Below are 17,667 nucleotides of genomic sequence, written 5' to 3'. Positions count from 1 at the left end.
CAAACGACTTAATCCCCTCCGTCCCCTTTTTCGTGGGATCAGAAGCCGTGGGTGATGCTGGGTGCGCCTGCCGAGAAATCGGCGTACGGGTCGTGCTCGCCGCTACTGCCTTCGGACAGGCGGAACTTCAGGGCCAGGCCATCGCGCGAGTCGGCCGCGCGCAGCGCTTCCTCCTGCTCGATGGTACCGGCCTTGGCCAGCCGGAACAGGCACTGGTCGAAGCTCTCCATGCCTTCTTCCAGCGAGGCTTCCATCGCCGCCTTGATCTCGTGCACCTGGCCGCGGCGCAGCAGGTCGCGGATCATCGGCGTGTTGATCAGTACCTCGGTGGCTGGCAGGCGACGGCCCTCCTTGTTCTTCACCAGGCGCTGGCTGATCACCGCACGCAGGTTCAGCGCCAGGTTCATCAGCACGTTCTTGTGCGCGCTTTCCGGGAAGAAGTTGAGGATGCGCTCGATGGTCTGGTCGGCGTTGTTGGAGTGCAGGGTGGCCAGGCACAGGTGGCCGGTCTCGGCGAAGGCGATCGCCGCCTCCATCGTTTCCGCATCCAGGATCTCGCCGATCAGGATCACGTCCGGCGCTTCACGCATCGCGTTCTTCAGCGCGTTGTGGAAGGCGTGGGTGTCCAGGCCGACCTCGCGCTGGTTGACGATCGACATCTTGTGCTTGTGCAGGTACTCGATCGGATCCTCGATGGTGAGGATGTGACCGGTGGTGGTGCTGTTGCGGTGGTCGATCATCGACGCCAGCGAGGTGGACTTGCCGGAACCGGTGGACCCCACCACCAGCACCAGCCCGCGCGGGGTCATGATGACGTCCTTCAGCACCTGCGGCAGGTTCAGCTCCTCGATGCTCGGGATGCGGCTGCGGATGGCGCGGATGACCATGCCGACCTCGCCCCGCTGCTTGAACACGTTGACGCGGAAGCGCCCGGCATCGGGCAGGGCGATGGCCATGTTGAGCTCCAGCTCGCGCTCGAACTGCGGCACCTGGCCCTCGTCCATCAGCGAGTAGGCGATCTTCTTGACCATGCCCGGCGGCAGGCCGGTGTTGCCCAGCGGATAGAGCTTCCCTTCGATCTTGATGTAGACCGGTGCCCCGGTGGTCAGAAACATGTCCGAAGCGTTCTTTTCGGTCATCAGCTTCAGGAAGTAGCCGATATCCATTGCGAATTTTCCCCAACGAAACGGCCGACGCCCGTTGCCAGCACGGTGTCGGCTTGACGACAATGGCCGTGAACCGACAACCGGTACGGCCTCCCCAATGAAACGACTTAGCTTCGCACGAATGCGCCATGGCCTGTATGTGATGGCGTTTGCATTCGCACTGTCTGCCCCCGCCTGGGCGCAGGACGCTGCCCTGGAACTGGCGCAGGCCCGGCAGGCGGTCGACAAGGCCACCCAGGCCGATGCCGACCAGTACGCCCCGGACCTGATCGGGCTGGCCCGGCAGGGGCTGGAGCAGGCCCAGCGCGCCGCCGGCGACCGCCGCGAGCGCAAGAACGCCCCGGCGATAGCCCTGCGCGCCGCCGCCGATGCCGACCTGGCCCGCGTCCGCAGTGAGGAAGCCACCGTCACCGCGCAGCTGCAGCTGCGCCGCAACGAGGTCAACCAGCTGCAGCGCCAGCTGTCGACCGGGGAGGACCGCCGGTGAAGCCGATGACCGCCGCAACCCTGGCCGCGCTGCTGGCGCTGCCGACCTTGGCCACGGCCGCCGACAACCCGATGGTGGCGCAGCTGAGCCAGCGCCTGATGGCCATCCAGGCCAACCCCGATACCGCTGAGCTGGGCGCCTTCGAGCGCATGCAGGCGCAGCAGGCCATCGCCACCCTGGACAAGGCCAAGCGTCGCGACCAGGAGCTGGCCACGTACCTGGCCGAGCGCCGGGTGGAGATTGCCGAGACCGCCGTGCGCACCGCGCTGGCCGCGCGCGAGGTCGACCGCCTGGAGCGTACCCGCAGCGACCTGCTGATCGAGGCCAGCCGCCGCGATGCCGCCCGCGCCCGCCAGGAAGCCGAGCAGCTGCGCATGCAGGCGCAGATGCAGGCCGAGGAGGCCGAACGCCTGCGCCAGGCGGCCGAGGCCGAGACCCTGGCCCGCCAGGACGCCGAGAATGCCCTGACCAGCGTGGCCGGCAAGCAGCAGCAGCGTCTGAGCGCTGCCCAGCAGAACGCTGCCAGGCTGGCCCGGGAGGAAGCCGAGCTGGTGTCCGGGCAGAAGCTGCCCGGTTCGAAGTTCGACGCTCGCGGTGAGGTCTTCACCTTCGGTGGTGACGCGTTCGCCGCAGGCGCCTCCAGCCTGTCGGGGGGCGCCCGCAACCAGGCCAAGGCCCTGGCCGAGTACCTGAACATCGGCAAGAAGGGGCGCCTGCGCATCGAGGCCTACGACAGCGCCAACGGCGTGGGCCAGAAGCGTGCCGAAGCGCTGCGCGACGCCCTGGTCGCGGGTGGTGTCGCCAGCAACCGGATCCAGGTCAGCGGCAAGAAGGCTGCGTCCACCCGGGCGCGCTCGGCCGAGGTCATCATCGCGCCGTAATGCATTGATATTGTTTGTTTTTCGTTGCGATGAGCATTCAGCCTGAACCCCGCCCCGGCGGGGTTCGGTCTTTTTGACGCAGGGGCCTTGTACCCCGCCTTGAGCAGGCGTAGGGTCAATCGTCCGGGACGCAATGCCGCGGACCGGACGATGGGAGGGCCGGGCCGATGCAAGCAGGGCGCGAACCGCAGCAGATCGACGTGCGCAGGCCAGTGCCGCAGGTCGTTGCAGGCGTCCAGGTGGCCATCGGCCGGCACTCCTCCATGAACAACGCCCCGTGCCTTGCGGCCGGGGCGTTCGTGTATCTGTCGAAGGAGGTCCATCATGTTTGAAGATCAGCCCCAGAGCGAGATCGACGCACGTCGCGCGCGTGATCCGGAGTTCAGGGCACTCCATGACCAGCACCGCAAGTTGAACAAGAAGTGCATGGACGCGGAGCTGGGTGTACTCCCGATCGATGATGTCACCCTGGGTCGCATGAAGCGCGAGAAGCTGCTGGCCAAGCAACGACTTCTGCGAATGTACGAAACACCGCTCCCAACGACGTCCCCCACGCTTTGACGCACCCCGTCACGCCCGGAACGGCGTGACCCGGCCATCGATGGCCCGGCCGGGCGCTCCTGCCCCGGCATCGCGGCACCGCCGATGAGGCGGCCGCGCCAAGGCACCACAGGCGGTGGTGCCTTGGCCTGCAGGCACAACTCACCGATGCGGGCGGTACCGGTCTCCTCGTCGACCCGGGGCCGTCCGCATCCCTCTACGGGACGGCGGGCGGCATGCCCGCGCCGACCTGACATTCAGCGCCATCCGTCGGATAATCATCGGTCCGGCCCTGCGTGGCGCGAATCGAAAGTCCTCCGAATGCCCATCCATTCTTCCGTCCTCGAACTCATCGGCCAGACCCCGATCGTCAAGGCCCAGCGCCTGGACACCGGCGTCTGCGAGCTTTACCTGAAGCTCGAGAGCGCCAACCCGGGCGGTTCGATCAAGGATCGCATCGGCCTGTCGATGATCGAGGCAGCGGAGCAGCGGGGTGACCTGAAGCCGGGGGCGACCCTGGTCGAGGGTACCGCTGGCAATACCGGCCTGGGCCTGGCACTGGTGGCCCAGCAGAAGGGCTACAAGCTGATCCTGGTCGTTCCCGACAAGATGAGCCGCGAAAAGATCTTCAACCTGAAGGCGATGGGCGCCGAAGTGCGCCTGACCCGTTCGGACGTCGCCAAGGGCCACCCGGAGTACTACCAGGACCTGGCCAAGACCATCGCCGAGCAGACCCCGGGCGCCTACTTCATCAACCAGTTCGGCAACCCGGACAACCCGGCCGCGCATGAGTTCGGCACCGGCCCGGAGATCCTCGAGCAGATGGGCGGTGACCTTGACGCCATCGTGTTCGGCTGCGGCAGCTCCGGCACCATGACCGGCCTGTCGCGTGCGTTCGCCAGGCTGTCGCCCAAGACCGAGCTGGTGCTGGCCGATCCGGTCGGCTCGATCCTGGCCGAGTACATCAACGACGGCGTGCTCAACGACAAGTCGGGCAGCTGGCTGGTGGAGGGCATCGGCGAGGACTTCCTGCCCTCGATCTCCGACTTCAGCCGCGTCAAGAAGGCCTATGCCATCAGCGACGCCGAGAGCTTCCACACCGCGCGCGAGCTGCTGGGCAAGGAAGGCATCCTCGGCGGTTCGTCCACCGGCACCCTGCTGGCCGCGGCACTGAAGTATTGCAAGGAGCAGACCACGCCGAAGAAGGTGCTGGTGCTGGTCTGCGATACCGGCAACAAGTACCTGTCGAAGATGTACAACGACTACTGGATGCTGGACAACGGCTTCCTGGAGCGCCCGCAGCACGGTGACCTGCGCGACCTGATCCTGCGTCCGTACGGCCAGCGCGACACGGTGGTGATCGGTCCGAACGACCTGTTGACCACCGCCTACCAGCGCATGAAGCTGTATGACGTGTCGCAGCTGCCGGTGATGGACGGTGAGCAGCTGGTCGGCATCGTCGATGAAAGCGACGTGCTGCTGCATGTCTATGGTGACGAAGCGCGCTTCCGCGACACCGTGTCCACCGCGATGGTCAGCAAGCTGGACCGGCTGGACGTGAAGTCGCCGATCGAGGCCCTGCTGCCGGTGTTCGACCGCGGGCAGGTGGCGATCGTGATGGACGGTGACGCCTTCCTCGGCCTGATCACCCGCATCGACCTGCTGAACTATCTGCGCCGTCGCGTGCAGTAAACCGCTGATCGCTGCCGTTCACCGCTGAATTCCGGTTTATTCGCGTCAAAGCTCGTTAAGGCTGCGCTGATAGACTCCCGATCCTTTGACGGCGCCGCACGTCGGCGCCATTCAGGAAACGACATGTCCAACTCCTCTTCGCCCGACCGCGCGCTGGCCCTGGCCACGCTGGCCATCCACGGCGGCCAGTCGCCCGATCCCAGCACCGGCGCGGTGATGCCGCCGATCTACGCCACCTCGACCTATGCCCAGTCCAGCCCGGGCGAGCATCAGGGCTTTGAGTACTCGCGTACCCACAACCCGACGCGCTTTGCCTATGAGCGCTGCGTGGCCTCGCTGGAAGGCGGCACCCGTGGCTTCGCCTTCGCCTCGGGCATGGCGGCCAGCTCGACGGTGGTCGAGCTGCTGGACGCCGGCAGCCACGTGGTGGCGATGGACGACATCTACGGCGGCAGCTTCCGCCTGTTCGAGCGCGTGCGCCGCCGTACCGCCGGGCTGGACTTCAGCTTCGTCGACCTGACCGATCTGGCGGCCTTTGAAGCCTCGATCACGCCGAAGACGAAGATGGTCTGGATTGAAACCCCGACCAACCCGATGCTGAAGATCGTGGACATCGCCGCGGTCGCTGCCATCGCCAAGCGCCATGGCCTGATCGTGGTGGTGGACAACACCTTCGCCTCGCCGATGCTGCAGCGCCCGCTGGAACTGGGCGCGGACCTGGTCCTGCATTCGGCCACCAAGTACCTCAACGGCCATTCGGACATGGTCGGTGGCATGGTCGTGGTCGGTGACAACGCCGAACTGGCCGAACAGATGGCGTTCCTGCAGAACTCGGTGGGTGGCGTGCAGGGCCCGTTCGACAGCTTCCTGGCCCTGCGTGGCCTGAAGACCCTGCCGCTGCGCATGAAGGCACACTGCGCCAACGCGCTGGCGCTGGCCCAATGGCTGGAAAAGCATCCGGCGGTGGAGAAGGTGATCTACCCGGGCCTGGCCTCGCACCCGCAGCATGAACTGGCCGGCAAGCAGATGGCCGGCTACGGCGGCATCGTCTCGATCGTGCTCAAGGGCGGGTTCGAGGCGGCCAAGCGCTTCTGCGAGAAGACCGAACTGTTCACCCTGGCCGAGTCGCTGGGCGGTGTGGAAAGCCTGGTCAACCATCCGGCGGTGATGACGCATGCCTCGATCCCGGTGGCGCGTCGGGAGCAGCTGGGGATCAGTGATGCACTGGTGCGGCTGAGCGTGGGTGTTGAGGAGCTGGGGGATCTGCAGGTGGATCTGGAAAGGGCGTTGGGCGGGAACCGCTGAGCATGAGCATTCTCTCGGTCTTCGGGAAGCATCGTTCGCTTACCTTCGAACTGACCCAGCGTGAAGTCCTTGGGCGTTATCGCGGTGCCAGCTTCGGGCTGCTGTGGTCGCTGATCAGCCCGTTCCTGATGCTGCTGGTCTACACCATGGCCTTCGGTTTCATCATGAAGGGACGCTGGCCCGGATCGACCGGGTCCACCACCGATTTCGCGTTGATCCTGTTCGCAGGCCTTACCGTGCATGGCTTCTTCGCGGAATGCTTCACCCGTGCGCCACAGTTGATTGTGAGCAACACCAGCTACGTCAAGCGCGTGGTGTTCCCGCTGGATATCCTGGTGTGGAGCATGACGCTGTCGGCGCTGTTCCATCTGCTGATGAACATGGTCGTACTGCTGCTGCTGTACCTGTGCGTCAAAGGCAGCATCCATCCCACCGCGGTGCTGTTGCCGGTTGTGGTGTTGCCGCTGGTGATCCTGACGGTCGGCATTGGTTGGATTACCTCGGCACTGGGTGTGTACCTGCGCGATATCGGGCAGATCGCCGGCGTCATCGCAGCTGCCATGCTGTTCCTGTCCTCGGCGATTATTCCGGTTGAGTCGGTGCCGGCCAGCTACCGCATCGTGTTCGAGCTCAATCCGCTGACCTTCATCATCAACCAGGTGCGCGAAGTGGTGATCTGGGGCCGCCTGCCAGATTGGGCTGGGCTGGGTCTGTACACCCTCATCGCCTGTGTGGTGGCCGTCATTGGCCATCGCCTGTTCAACAAGCTGCGCGTGGGGTTTGCCGATGTCCTCTGAAGTCGCCGTGGCCGAGACCGTCATCGAGGTCAAAGGGGTTGGCAAGTCGTACCACATGTACGAACGTCCTTCGCACCGCTTGTGGCAGGCGCTGGCGGGCAAGCGCAAGTCTTTCTACAAGGATTTCTGGGCGCTGCGCGACGTGAGCTTCTCGATCCGTCGTGGCCAGACAGTGGGCATCGTCGGCCGCAACGGCTCGGGCAAATCGACCCTCCTGCAGATGATCGCCGGCACCCTCAATCCCACCGAGGGCAACATCACCGTGAAGGGGCGCGTGGCCGCGCTGCTCGAACTGGGCAGTGGCTTCAACCCCGAGTTCACCGGCCGCGAGAACGTCTACCTCAACGCGACGATCCTGGGCCTATCGCGTGCCCAGATCGATCAGCGATTGGAGAGCATCCTCGCCTTCGCCGACATCGGTGAGTTCATCGATCAGCCGGTACGCAGCTATTCCAGCGGCATGTCGGTGCGCCTGGCTTTTGCGGTGATCGCCCATGTCGACGCCGACATCCTGATCATCGACGAGGCGCTGGCGGTTGGCGATGCGTTCTTCTCGCAGAAGTGCATGCGCTTCCTGCGCGAGTTCCAGAAGAACGGGACGCTGTTGTTCGTCAGCCATGACGCCGCCGCTGTGACCAATCTGTGCGAGAACGCCGTGTGGTTGCAGAACGGCCGTATGCGCCTGTCCGGCACCTCGCAGGAGGTGGTCGAGGCGTACATGACCGAGCAGCATGTGGTCGGGCGGCGTGAGGTGGGTGATGCTGAGATCGTCGTGGAAAAGAAGCAGCGCAAGCTTGTTTCCGATGCGCCGGACTTCCGCCACGATGCCCTGCTGGAAGCCGGTGTTGTCAATCGGATCGCGCTCTTCGAGTTCGACCCGAACAACGTGGGCCAGGAGTTCGGTGCACGTGGTGCACGCATCATCGATGTGAGCATGACCGACGAGCAGGGGCGGCGGGTCGGCGTTCTGGAGGGCGGTGAACTGGTAAGGCTGGAGATCCGCGTGGAGTTGCTGCAGCCGCTGGAGAACCTCATCGTCGGGTTCTATGTGAAGGATCGGCTGGGCCAGCGTCTGTTCGGTGACAACAGCTACTTCGCTTGCCGGGAGACACCCGTTTCCGGGCAGGCCGGAAGCATCGTCCGGGGCACCTTCGTGTTCCGCATGCCGATCATGCCATCAGGCTCCTACATGATTGATGCTGCAGTCGCTTCCGGTGATCAGCATGACCATACGCAGCAGCACTGGATCCACGACGCGCTGGAGTTCCGCGCGATGGACGAAACGATGCGCTTCGGCCTCGTCGGCCTGCCGATGCTGGCCATCGAAGTTTCCAAGGAGTCTCAATGATCGAGTTCACCGGTGAGCGCTTCGTGCCGACCGAACAGGGTGTAATCAGGCAGGAACATCTTCACCGTTATGCCTGGTGCCTGCCGTTGGTGGAAGGCAAGGATGTGCTGGATGTCGCCAGCGGCGAAGGATACGGCAGCGCGATGCTGGCCTCCCGGGCGCGCTCGGTATGTGGTGTGGATATCTCGCATGAGGCCGTGGATCACGCTGCCGGGCGTTATTCGGCGCAGACCAACCTGAAGTACCTGCAGGGCTCCGCTGCTGCCATTCCATTGGCCGACGACAGTGTGGATGTGGTTGTTTCCTTCGAGACCATCGAGCACCTGATGGAGCAGGAGGAGATGATGGCCGAGATCCGTCGTGTGCTGCGGCCCGATGGTGTTCTGGTCATGTCCTCGCCCAACAAGGAGGTTTACTCCGATCGGGCCGGCTATCACAACGATTTCCACGTAAAGGAGCTCTACCAGGCAGAGTTCCAGGCGTTGGTCGGGCGTTACTTCCCGGCTTCGCGGCTGTGTGGGCACCGCATGGCGGTGTGCTCGACTATCACTCCAATATCAGAGGCGGAACGCACGGACAGCTACCAGGCGCTGACCGATACCGGCTCGGGTGTCGAAGCCCGCGTGGCCAGCGTTCCAGATGCGGTCTACTTTGTTGTCGTCGCTGCGGCTGACGCGTCATTGTTGCCGGATACACCTGCTTCTGTGCTCTATGCCGAAAGCGAGGATCTGTATGCCCAGCAGCATGACATCGCACGCTGGGCCCAGGGACTGGACAACGAACGGGAAGACACTATTCGTTGGGCACGTTCGCTGGAAGCGGAGCTTGAGAAATCCCGTGCCGATTACCACCGCCTGGAAGTCGAGTTCGAGGATCGTACGCGCTGGGCGCTGGAGCTGGACCAGGTTGTCCAGGCCGGTGGCGGCCTTACCGGCGCCGCTGAGCTGCGTGCGAGGAATGATGCGCTGCAGGCGCAGCTGGAACAGGTGCGGGGCGAGAAGGCGGACGTCGAAGCTGATCTGCAACGGCATCAGGCAGCATCGCAGCACGAAGCGGCCGAGCTGCGCCGACTGCTGCAGACGGCCCACGAAACCGTTGCCAGCCGTTCGGAAGTCAGCCGCGAACTGCAGCGGCGCTCTGGTCTCGCGTTCCGGCCCGGTGCGGAAGGCACCTCCGAGCTGGAAGTGAAGCGCGTCATCCACGAATACGACGAGCAGTTGGAGAGCCTGAACGATGCCTTCGCGAAGGTGCTCGCCTCCAAGTCCTGGCGCATCACGCGCCCGATGCGCTTCGCTTCGCGCCTGCTGCGTGGCGATGTGCCGGCCATTATTGCGTCGCTGCGTGCCAGCGGCCTGGCCCGCCATCCATTGCTGGCGCCGCTGGCACGCCCGGTGCGTAACTGGCTCCTGCGCCGTGACAATGCCCGTGTTGAACCGCTTTCGGGCCTGGCGTTGCAGTCGGTGGTGGAAGATTCAGGCGAAGTATTGAAGACCCTGTCCTTCCCGATACATGAATCGCCGGAAGTCAGCATCGTCATTCCCACCTACGGCAACCTGCCGCACACCCTGGCCTGCCTGCGCTCGATCGCCGCCCACCCGCCGGCGGTGAGCTATGAGGTGCTGGTGCTGGAAGATGCCTCCGGCGATGCGGAAATCGAGAAGCTGGTCCCGGTTCCGGGCCTGCGCTTCCACCACAACCCGCAGAACCTCGGCTTCCTGCTGTCCTGCAACCAGGCGCTGGAACTGGCCCGTGGCCGTTACACCTATTTCCTCAACAACGACACCGAAGTACGTCCGGGCTGGATGGACGAGATGCTGGACGTCTTCCAGCGCATGCCCGACTGCGGCATGGTCGGTTCCAAGCTGGTCTACCCCGACGGCCGCCTGCAGGAAGCGGGCGGCATCATCTGGCGTGACGGCTCGGCCTGGAACTACGGCCGCCTGGATAACCCGGCCGACAGTCAATACAACTACCTGCGCCCGGTGGACTACTGCAGCGGCGCGAGCCTGCTCATTCCCAGCGCGCTGCTGCGTGAGCTGGGCGGCTTCGATCCCGAGTTCGTACCGGCCTACTGCGAGGATTCGGACCTGGCGTTCCGCGTGCGCAAGGCGGGCTACCAGCTCTACTACTGCCCGACCTCGGAAGTCGTGCATTACGAAGGCATCTCCCACGGCACCGATACCGGCAGCGGTATCAAGGCCTATCAGGTCGCGAACCAGAAGAAACTGCGCGAACGCTGGCAGGATGAGCTGGCCCTGCATGAGCCCAACGGCGAGCATGTGGTGCTGGCCCGCGACCGTGCCTGGCAGAAGGAAACGGTGCTGATCGTCGACCACTACGTACCGCAGCCCGACCGTGATGCCGGTTCGCGGACCATGATCGCCTTTATCGATGCGCTGCTGGCACGTGGCTGCGTGGTCAAGTTCTGGGCCGACAACCTGTACTTCGATCCGATCTACACTCCGCCACTGCAGGCCCGTGGCGTGGAAGTGATGTATGGCGGCCAGTGGGTGGGCGGCTTTGCGCGCTATCTGGACGAAAATCCGCACGTGCGCACGGTGATGCTGTCGCGCCCTCATATCGCTGAGCATTACCTCGATGCCCTGTGCAAGCACCCGGGTGTCCGCAGCGTCTACTACGGCCACGACCTGCACTTCCGTCGCATGGAGATGGAAGCCACCCGCAATGGCGGCAGCGATGGCGAGGCACGTTCGATGGAACTGCTGGAGCGGCGCATCTGGAAGGCCGTCGACCGCGTCCTCTACCCGTCGGCCGAAGAGGCGCAGGACGTGCGCGCGCTGGAGCCGGACGTCGATGCACGCGCGATCCTGCCGTACGCTTTCGACCACTTCAACGATGAAGCCGTGCCCGCGCAGCGTGCCGGCATCCTGTTCGTCGCTGGCTTCGCCCACGGCCCCAATGTCGATGCCGCGCGATGGCTGGTCGAGTCGGTGATGCCGCAGGTCTGGGCGCGGCACCCCGGCGTGAAGCTGTCACTGGTTGGCTCCAACCCGACCGATGCTGTACGCGCCCTGGCGGGCGAACATGTCGAGGTGACCGGTTTCGTCAGCGACGAGGAGCTGGCCCGGCGCTACGGTGTCGCGCGCGTGGCCATTGTGCCGCTGCGCTTTGGTGCCGGCGTCAAGGGCAAGGTTGTCGAAGCCATGCAGCAGGGTCTGCCGCTGGTCACTACCGGTATTGGTGCCCAGGGCCTGGTCGGTCTGGAGGCAGTGGTCACCGTGGCCGACGAGGCCGATGGTCTTGCCGCAGGGCTGTTGTCGTTACTGGAAGATGATGCGCTGTGGCTGCAGCGGTCGCGTGCAGCGGCGAGCTACTGTCGCAGCCAGTTCTCGCGCGATGCACTGGGTCGTGCACTGGAATCGGCATTCGCATTGGAGAAGAAAGCATGATCGTTCGTTCGCGCGCACCCCTGCGGCTGGGCCTGGCCGGTGGTGGCACCGATGTGTCGCCGTTCTGCGACCAGTTCGGTGGCTTCGTCATGAACGTGACCATCGACAAGTTCGCCTATGCGACCCTCGATGACTCGCCCGATGGCCTGGTCGGATTCCATGCTCAGGATGCGGGCGCCTGCGAGCGCGTCGATCCGCAGGCCGTGGAGGCCGGCCCCGGCCCACTGCAGTTGATGAAGGGTGTCTACCTGAGGGTCTGCAACGACTTCCTGCAGGGCGACCGTCCAGCCATCCGTATCCGCGCGCATTCCGATGCGCCGCCGGGCTCGGGCCTGGGCTCGTCCTCGACGATGGTCGTCGCCCTGGTCACTGCCTTCGCCGAGTACTTCGCGTTGCCGCTGGGCGAGTACGAGATTGCGCAGCTGGCCTACCGCATCGAGCGCGTCGACCTGCAGCTGTCCGGTGGCAAGCAGGACCAGTACGCAGCGGCCTTCGGTGGTTTCAATTTCATGGAGTTCTACGACGCCGATCGGGTGATCGTGAATCCGCTGCGCATCAAGGACTGGATCTGGTCCGAACTCGAAGCGGGCCTGGTGTTGTACTTCACCGGCGTGTCGCGTGCTTCGGCCAAGATCATTGATGAGCAGTCCCGCAACATCAAGGAAGGCAAGGCCAGTTCGCTCGATGCGATGCATCGGTTGAAGGTCGAAGCCAGCCAGATGAAGGAAGCGCTGCTGCGCGGTGATTTCGAGCGGCTGGCGCAGGTGATGCAGTCCGGCTGGGAAGCGAAGAAGCTCAGTGCCAGCAGTATTTCCAACCCGATGATCGATGAGATCGAGGCGTTGGCAATGCGCCACGGCGCGCGCGCGACCAAGGTATCGGGCGCGGGTGGCGGCGGTTTCATGATGTTCCTCTGCGACCCGGCACACCGGGTCGACCTGGTGCGCGCGCTTGCTGGCGCCGGCGGCACCGTTTTTGATACACACTTCACCCACCAAGGTGCAACGGCATGGAAAATCGGATGAACGACTTCATCAAGGCCGAGTTCGGCAAGATTCTCGAGAACTTCCAGCGCATGTCGGCGGATGCCGCGTTGGCGTCGCAGATCGAGCAGGCAGTGGCACTGTGCGTGGTCGCGCTGAAGGCCGGTCGCAAGATCCTGTTCGCCGGCAACGGTGGCAGCGCCGCCGATGCGCAGCACTGGGCGGGTGAGCTGGTCAGCCGCTTCTACTACGATCGCCCAGGCCTGCCGGCGATCGCGCTGACCACCGACACCTCGATCCTGACCGCCATCGGCAACGACTACGGTTACGACTACACCTTTGCCCGCCAGATCGAAGCACTTGGCCAGGAAGGCGATGTGTTCGTGGCAATCTCCACCTCGGGCCGTTCGAAGAACATCATGCGCGCACTGGAGGCCTGCGAAGCCAAGGGTGTACGCGTCATCGGATTCACTGGCGAGCACGGCGGCGACATGAAGGATCGCTGCGACATCTGTTTCCGCGTGCCTTCCAACGAGACGCCGCGCATCCAGGAGGGGCATGAGTTCATCGGTCATCTGCTGTGTGCGCTGATCGAAAGCGAAATGTTCCCGCGCTGACATGGCTGCCGACGAGATCCTGATCCTGGCCGGCGGCTTCGGCACCCGGCTGCGCAGTGAAGTGCCCGACCTGCCCAAGCCGTTGGCCCCTGTGGCCGGGCGCCCGTTCCTGGCCTACCTGCTGGACCGCTACGCGGCCGCCGGCATGCGTCGTGCGATCCTGGCGACCGGCTATCTCGGTGATGTGGTGGAGCAGACCATCGGCGCCCGTTGGGCGGGTATGGACGTGGTGTACTCTCGCGAGGAGACCCCGCTTGGCACCGGCGGCGCGATCGCCGCCGCGGCACGGCTGGCGCAAGGTGATGGGCTGCACGTCTGCAACGGCGACACTTACCTCGAGTACGCGCCGGGTGCGCTGGAAGCGGCTGCACAGGGCTTGCCGATGTCGATCGCGCTTGCGCGGGTGGACGATGTCTCGCGTTATGGCACGGTGGATGTCGAGCAGGGCAGGGTGCTGCGCTTCCATGAGAAACGCCCGGGTGGTGCCGGCCTGATCAATGCCGGCAGCTACTTCCTCAGCGCGCATGCGCTGGCCAGCCTGCCCGGCGAAGCTGCTTTCTCGTTCGAGAAGCAGGTGCTGGAGCCGGCTGTAGCCGCTGGGCAGGTTGGTGCGCTGGTGGAGACTGCCGCGTTCATCGACATCGGCGTGCCGGAGGATTTCCATCGCGCACAGACGCTGTTTGGAGCAGCCTGATGACGGTGCTGCCAAACGTGCCGGGCTTCGTTGCCGGGCCGATCGCACGGCGGCCTGGCACGCCAGTGCTGTTCCTCGATCGGGACGGTGTGATCAACGTCAACCACGGCTATGTGCATACCGCGGAGCGCACCGAGTGGGTCGCCGGTATCCTGCCGCTGTTGGCCTATGCTGCGCGTTTGGGCTACCAGGTTGTGGTGGTGACCAACCAGGCCGGCATCGCACGTGGCTTCTACAGCGTCAATGACTTCACCGACTACACGCACTGGCAGCACGAGCAGTTGCTGCAGGCCGGCGCGCCGCTGCTGGGCACGTGGTTCTGCCCGCATCATCCGCAGGCCGGCCAGGGTGAATTCAAGATTGAATGCCTGTGCCGAAAGCCCCAACCGGGCATGTTGCTGAAGGCGATCGAGGAGTTTTCGATTGACCCGGCGCAGGCGGTATTCGTTGGCGACAAGATCTCGGATATGCAGGCGGGGGCGGCTGCTGGCATAGGAAAGCTGCTCCTGATCGCAGGCGACATCGGCAAGGGTGCTGCGCCGCAGCAGGCCATCATGGTGCCTGATCTCGCTGCGGTGCAGCGTCAACTGTAGCCGGTTATCCACAAAGTCCGCTGGATGCCGTAGCAGTCCTGTGCTGCTAGGATGCCTTCTCCATCCTTCCGGGAGAGGGCTGTGGCGCGCTTCAGATCTGTGTCGTCGACGGGTAACTGTCTGCTGTGCAATGAGCCGGCCACTGCCTTCAGGGTGGTTGATGGCGTGCAGTATCTTGAATGTGGCATCTGCGATTTCATATTCGCCGACCCGGCGCTGATAGCATCGATCGATGCTGGCGAATCTCCCCGGGAATACGACGAGGACTACTGGCGCTCCGAATTGCAGTCGGCACGTGACCGGTCTTTCGGGTCGTCGTTGGCAAGGTTGGGGGAGGCGTTGCTCTACTGCTCCATTCCCGTCCAGCGCTTCATCGATATCGGCACGGGACCGGGTTTTCTGCTCGATGCGGTGCAGCGCTACCTGCCGAAGAGTTCGCATTGCTTCTACGGCGTAGAGAAGTTTCCACCCGAGCCGGCGTACCGCTCTAGCCACGCGAATTACAGGTGCGGCGATCTGGCCGACATTGGGATGACGTTCGAATGTGGTATCTGCGTGGAAGTCGTTGAACATCTGACCCCGTCGATGGCGAGGTCGTTGGCGAGCTCCCTACGCAAGGTCGCGGCTCCGGGTGGGCTGTTTCTGTTCAATACCGGATTGACTGAGTATGTACGGACCGAGGATCCAGGCTACCTTGATCCGTTCCACAGGGGGCATATCACCTGCTGGTCGGAAAGCGCTGCGCGCCGACTGTTCGAGCCTCTGGGTTTCCGCGTGCTCCCGCTGCAGGGCAAGAGCTGGGCTTTCGTAGTCGAAGTCCTTTCCGACGACCCACGCCAGCAGGTTCCGCTGGCTGATCGCATCTGGTCGGCGCCGCAGGCCAACGTCGATCTTTTGACTGATGAGGACATGGGGACGGTCATGCACATCCTGGCCCGGGAGAGCGCTCGGGCTTACATCTAGTCCGTCCGGCCCCTTCTGCGGTGCTACCTCGAGGTCAGCCCCGGAGCGCGCGACCCACAGTGTGTCGCACTGTTACTATCTCGGTCCGGCTGCTGATGGCATCGCGGCGGAATGGCCATGTACGTGCCTGCTGTTACCCACGGATCCTGCCGGATCGTGGGCCGCGTGGTCGCGGCGTACAGGAAGCGAGGCCTTGCGGCGGTTTGAATCAATGGAGCAGTGTGTCGATGTTTAACAAGATCCTGGCTGTAAAGACGGTGGTGCGCCTGGTGGACCTGGCGGCCATCGCAGCGATGACGTTCGCGCTGTCCATCTACTTCTATCATCCCTATTACTTCGGCGACGAGATGTTCTCCTTCAACTTCGGAGAGCACAGCGGCAACACCCTGATGGGGGTTTTCACCGGGCTGAACAGCTACAAGCCACGCATCGTCATGAACTTCATCTGGGCGGTCATCGTCTCCCAGGATCTTCCGCGCTGGATGACCATGCTGGTCAATTGTGCGGCGTTGGCAGGATGTGCCGCGCTGGTCTACGGGATCGCGCGGGTGCATTTCAATGCTCGCCGAAGCGCTGCCCTGTTGGCTGCGGCGATGATGGTGGCGTGTCGTTTCAACATCATGCTGTACTTCGACTACGTTTCGGGAACGGTCGAGGCGCTCAGTCTCCTGTTCCTGCTGGCCGGTGTTGCCGTGTCCATGCCCGGTCTGGTGTTCCTGCAGCGCCAGCGCGCTTCCTGCCTGGCACTGGCGCTGCTGCTCTTCATCCTGGCGGTGTTCACCCATGAGCGCTACGCATTGGCACTGCTGGGCTTGTCCGGCGTGGCGGTGCTGCGCTGGTGGCCCATGCGTAGGTCCGTCGGCGCCCGGCCTCTGGTATTCGCCCTGGTCACTGCTGTTGCTCCGCTCGGCCTGTACATCGTTGCCGTGAAAGTGCTGTCCAACCAGCCGGTGGCGATGGGTACCTCTGGACAGACTGTCAGCGTATCGTTGGACACGGCGAAAGTGGCGGCCACCTACCTGGTCAACCTTTTCCTGGGTGGCAATCACGGCCCACAGTACTTCGTTGGCATGTTCAACCATGCGGCGCCCCGCTACATGTATCTCTTTGTGCCGCTGGCCTCAGTCTCCCTGTTGGCCTGGTGCCTGCCGTGGCTGCGCCCGCAGTGGCGTTCGACGACCTACTTCATGCCGATGCTGGCCTTCCTGGCCGCGATTGTCGGCCTGGTTGCGATTGCGAGCCTGCCCGGTTCAGCGCGGCAGGAGGCCCGCTGGATGTACCCGGCCATGGCGTTCCTGCTGCTGTTTGTCTTTGCCGGCTATCGGCACCGGGCACAGATCGTCATCCTGTCGGTACTGGCTGTCACCCAGTTGTTCTACCTGTTCTTCGGCAGTATGTGGTCGATTGCCAGCATCACCGGCGCGCGTCTGGCCGTATCCATCAGCGATTCGCTGAGTACCCTGCGCCAGGATGGAGACGGTGTGGTCGTAGCTGGGCCCGAGCCGGACATCAGCTGGGTGCTCGGTGAAGATGGCAAGGTCTATTGCCGCCTTAACCTGCCGAAGGGGCATTGCCTCTATCCGCGTGCCGAATTCAGCAAGGGTAATGTCAAGGAATTCAGCTATGGCCTTGTGGTGGGTGAGCCCAATCTGCGCGGTCGTCCGGGATTCAGCGTGATATCCGCTGAACAGGCCAAGCGTCTGATGGATCCTGCGGCGTTGCCAGCTCCTACCCATCAGCTGGGTGAGGGCAAGGAGTGGCCGGAATGGATGGGTATTCCGGATGAACGGGTAAGCAGCGAGGGATTGGAGCTCCGCGGACTGTCGGAAGTGACCCGTCGGCAGGCTGCTGAGGAACTTGATCGCCACATTGTCCTGTACACCGCCCAGTCTGCCGATGGGCAGCCCGGCAGGATGCGCCTGCAGATCAATTGGCATGGCGCGGACGGCGGGTTCATTTCGACCCAGATCGAAGTGGTGGATGTGGGACTGGTGCCCCGGTCCTATCCCCTGCTGGCCGTTGCCCCCAGCGGCGCGACCCATGCCTATGTCTATGCGACGCTGCCCGACGACCACTCGGGTAGGGTGCTGCTGCGCAACATCGGAGTGGCCAATCCTTGATCAGCTCCCTAAGGGGGCTATGTTAAGATTACAAAGCCAATGCCCTGCGCCTTGGGGGCGCGACAACCGAT

At 64.1% G+C, this 17,667-nt stretch carries 15 protein-coding genes; 14 read left to right on the top strand and 1 reads right to left on the bottom strand.

The window, feature by feature from the left end; genetic code table 11:
* Nucleotides 1–38: 38 nt before the first annotated feature.
* On the bottom strand, nucleotides 39–1,166 hold the full coding sequence (locus HMPREF3114_RS09215) for a PilT/PilU family type 4a pilus ATPase (RefSeq protein WP_049416904.1): 1,128 nt from the start codon (nucleotides 1,164–1,166) through the stop codon (nucleotides 39–41).
* A gap of 121 nt (nucleotides 1,167–1,287) precedes the next feature.
* On the opposite strand from HMPREF3114_RS09215, the gene HMPREF3114_RS09210 reads away from it, so the two are divergent.
* The 14 genes from HMPREF3114_RS09210 (at nucleotide 1,288) to HMPREF3114_RS09145 (ending at nucleotide 17,596) form a co-directional block, all read left to right on the top strand.
* Nucleotides 1,288–1,653, top strand: a complete 366-nt coding sequence (locus HMPREF3114_RS09210; protein WP_053497944.1) for a DUF4398 domain-containing protein — start codon at nucleotides 1,288–1,290, stop codon at nucleotides 1,651–1,653.
* Nucleotides 1,650–2,534 (top strand): OmpA family protein, encoded by an 885-nt coding sequence (locus HMPREF3114_RS09205; RefSeq protein WP_080375071.1) that lies wholly within the window; start codon nucleotides 1,650–1,652, stop codon nucleotides 2,532–2,534. Before HMPREF3114_RS09210 ends, HMPREF3114_RS09205 begins: the two co-directional genes overlap by 4 nt.
* A 324-nt stretch (nucleotides 2,535–2,858) precedes the next feature.
* A complete protein-coding gene (locus HMPREF3114_RS09200; protein WP_005407964.1) occupies nucleotides 2,859–3,095 on the top strand; it encodes an HP1242/YdcH family protein in 237 nt (78 codons plus the stop codon).
* Between the two features lie 300 nt (nucleotides 3,096–3,395).
* A complete protein-coding gene (locus HMPREF3114_RS09195; RefSeq protein ID WP_053497943.1) occupies nucleotides 3,396–4,766 on the top strand; it encodes a pyridoxal-phosphate dependent enzyme in 1,371 nt (456 codons plus the stop codon).
* A 123-nt stretch (nucleotides 4,767–4,889) separates the two neighbouring features.
* Nucleotides 4,890–6,071, top strand: a complete 1,182-nt coding sequence (locus HMPREF3114_RS09190) for a cystathionine gamma-synthase (protein WP_070489639.1) — start codon at nucleotides 4,890–4,892, stop codon at nucleotides 6,069–6,071.
* A gap of 2 nt (nucleotides 6,072–6,073) precedes the next feature.
* On the top strand, nucleotides 6,074–6,868 hold the full coding sequence (locus HMPREF3114_RS09185; RefSeq protein ID WP_053497939.1) for an ABC transporter permease: 795 nt from the start codon (nucleotides 6,074–6,076) through the stop codon (nucleotides 6,866–6,868).
* Nucleotides 6,858–8,216, top strand: coding sequence for an ABC transporter ATP-binding protein (locus HMPREF3114_RS09180; RefSeq protein WP_070489636.1), 1,359 nt, complete (start codon nucleotides 6,858–6,860; stop codon nucleotides 8,214–8,216). The genes HMPREF3114_RS09185 and HMPREF3114_RS09180 overlap by 11 nt, the downstream gene beginning before the upstream one ends.
* The gene (locus HMPREF3114_RS09175; protein WP_083297589.1) at nucleotides 8,213–11,626 is read left to right on the top strand and encodes a methyltransferase domain-containing protein; all 3,414 of its coding nucleotides are present in this window, start codon (nucleotides 8,213–8,215) and stop codon (nucleotides 11,624–11,626) included. Before HMPREF3114_RS09180 ends, HMPREF3114_RS09175 begins: the two co-directional genes overlap by 4 nt.
* Entirely contained in the window at nucleotides 11,623–12,651 is a 1,029-nt protein-coding gene (locus tag HMPREF3114_RS09170; protein WP_053497933.1) for a GHMP family kinase ATP-binding protein, read from the top strand. The genes HMPREF3114_RS09175 and HMPREF3114_RS09170 overlap by 4 nt, the downstream gene beginning before the upstream one ends.
* Nucleotides 12,648–13,226, top strand: a complete 579-nt coding sequence (locus HMPREF3114_RS09165; protein ID WP_070489634.1) for a D-sedoheptulose-7-phosphate isomerase — start codon at nucleotides 12,648–12,650, stop codon at nucleotides 13,224–13,226. Before HMPREF3114_RS09170 ends, HMPREF3114_RS09165 begins: the two co-directional genes overlap by 4 nt.
* 1 nt (nucleotide 13,227) lies before the next feature.
* Nucleotides 13,228–13,920 carry a sugar phosphate nucleotidyltransferase gene (locus HMPREF3114_RS09160; protein WP_053497929.1) on the top strand — a complete coding sequence of 231 codons (693 nt, stop codon included), beginning with the start codon at nucleotides 13,228–13,230 and terminating at the stop codon, nucleotides 13,918–13,920.
* A 17-nt stretch (nucleotides 13,921–13,937) separates the two neighbouring features.
* Complete coding sequence (locus tag HMPREF3114_RS09155) at nucleotides 13,938–14,513, top strand: D-glycero-alpha-D-manno-heptose-1,7-bisphosphate 7-phosphatase (protein WP_176746376.1); 576 nt, start codon at nucleotides 13,938–13,940, stop codon at nucleotides 14,511–14,513.
* A 165-nt stretch (nucleotides 14,514–14,678) separates the two neighbouring features.
* Nucleotides 14,679–15,476, top strand: coding sequence for a methyltransferase domain-containing protein (locus tag HMPREF3114_RS09150; protein WP_176746375.1), 798 nt, complete (start codon nucleotides 14,679–14,681; stop codon nucleotides 15,474–15,476).
* Nucleotides 15,477–15,703: 227 nt separating this feature from the next.
* On the top strand, nucleotides 15,704–17,596 hold the full coding sequence (locus HMPREF3114_RS09145) for a hypothetical protein (protein ID WP_053497923.1): 1,893 nt from the start codon (nucleotides 15,704–15,706) through the stop codon (nucleotides 17,594–17,596).
* Nucleotides 17,597–17,667: the final 71 nt, after the last annotated feature.

Source organism: Stenotrophomonas sp. HMSC10F07, from assembly GCF_001807895.1.
Classification (GTDB): Bacteria; Pseudomonadota; Gammaproteobacteria; order Xanthomonadales; family Xanthomonadaceae; genus Stenotrophomonas; species Stenotrophomonas sepilia.
Note: the sequence above shows the minus strand (reverse complement) of the source record. Positions and strands in the feature narration are given on the sequence as shown.

Bases quoted from the DNA above. Each gene is read 5' to 3' on its own strand.
- HMPREF3114_RS09215 (WP_049416904.1), bottom strand. From the start codon at position 1,166: ATGGATATCGGCTACTTCCTGAAGCTGATGACCGAAAAGAACGCTTCG.
- HMPREF3114_RS09210 (WP_053497944.1), top strand. From the start codon at position 1,288: ATGCGCCATGGCCTGTATGTGATGGCGTTTGCATTCGCACTGTCTGCC.
- HMPREF3114_RS09200 (WP_005407964.1), top strand. From the start codon at position 2,859: ATGTTTGAAGATCAGCCCCAGAGCGAGATCGACGCACGTCGCGCGCGT.
- HMPREF3114_RS09195 (WP_053497943.1), top strand. From the start codon at position 3,396: ATGCCCATCCATTCTTCCGTCCTCGAACTCATCGGCCAGACCCCGATC.
- HMPREF3114_RS09190 (WP_070489639.1), top strand. From the start codon at position 4,890: ATGTCCAACTCCTCTTCGCCCGACCGCGCGCTGGCCCTGGCCACGCTG.
- HMPREF3114_RS09185 (WP_053497939.1), top strand. From the start codon at position 6,074: ATGAGCATTCTCTCGGTCTTCGGGAAGCATCGTTCGCTTACCTTCGAA.
- HMPREF3114_RS09180 (WP_070489636.1), top strand. From the start codon at position 6,858: ATGTCCTCTGAAGTCGCCGTGGCCGAGACCGTCATCGAGGTCAAAGGG.
- HMPREF3114_RS09175 (WP_083297589.1), top strand. From the start codon at position 8,213: ATGATCGAGTTCACCGGTGAGCGCTTCGTGCCGACCGAACAGGGTGTA.
- HMPREF3114_RS09170 (WP_053497933.1), top strand. From the start codon at position 11,623: ATGATCGTTCGTTCGCGCGCACCCCTGCGGCTGGGCCTGGCCGGTGGT.
- HMPREF3114_RS09165 (WP_070489634.1), top strand. From the start codon at position 12,648: ATGAACGACTTCATCAAGGCCGAGTTCGGCAAGATTCTCGAGAACTTC.
- HMPREF3114_RS09160 (WP_053497929.1), top strand. From the start codon at position 13,228: ATGGCTGCCGACGAGATCCTGATCCTGGCCGGCGGCTTCGGCACCCGG.
- HMPREF3114_RS09145 (WP_053497923.1), top strand. From the start codon at position 15,704: ATGTTTAACAAGATCCTGGCTGTAAAGACGGTGGTGCGCCTGGTGGAC.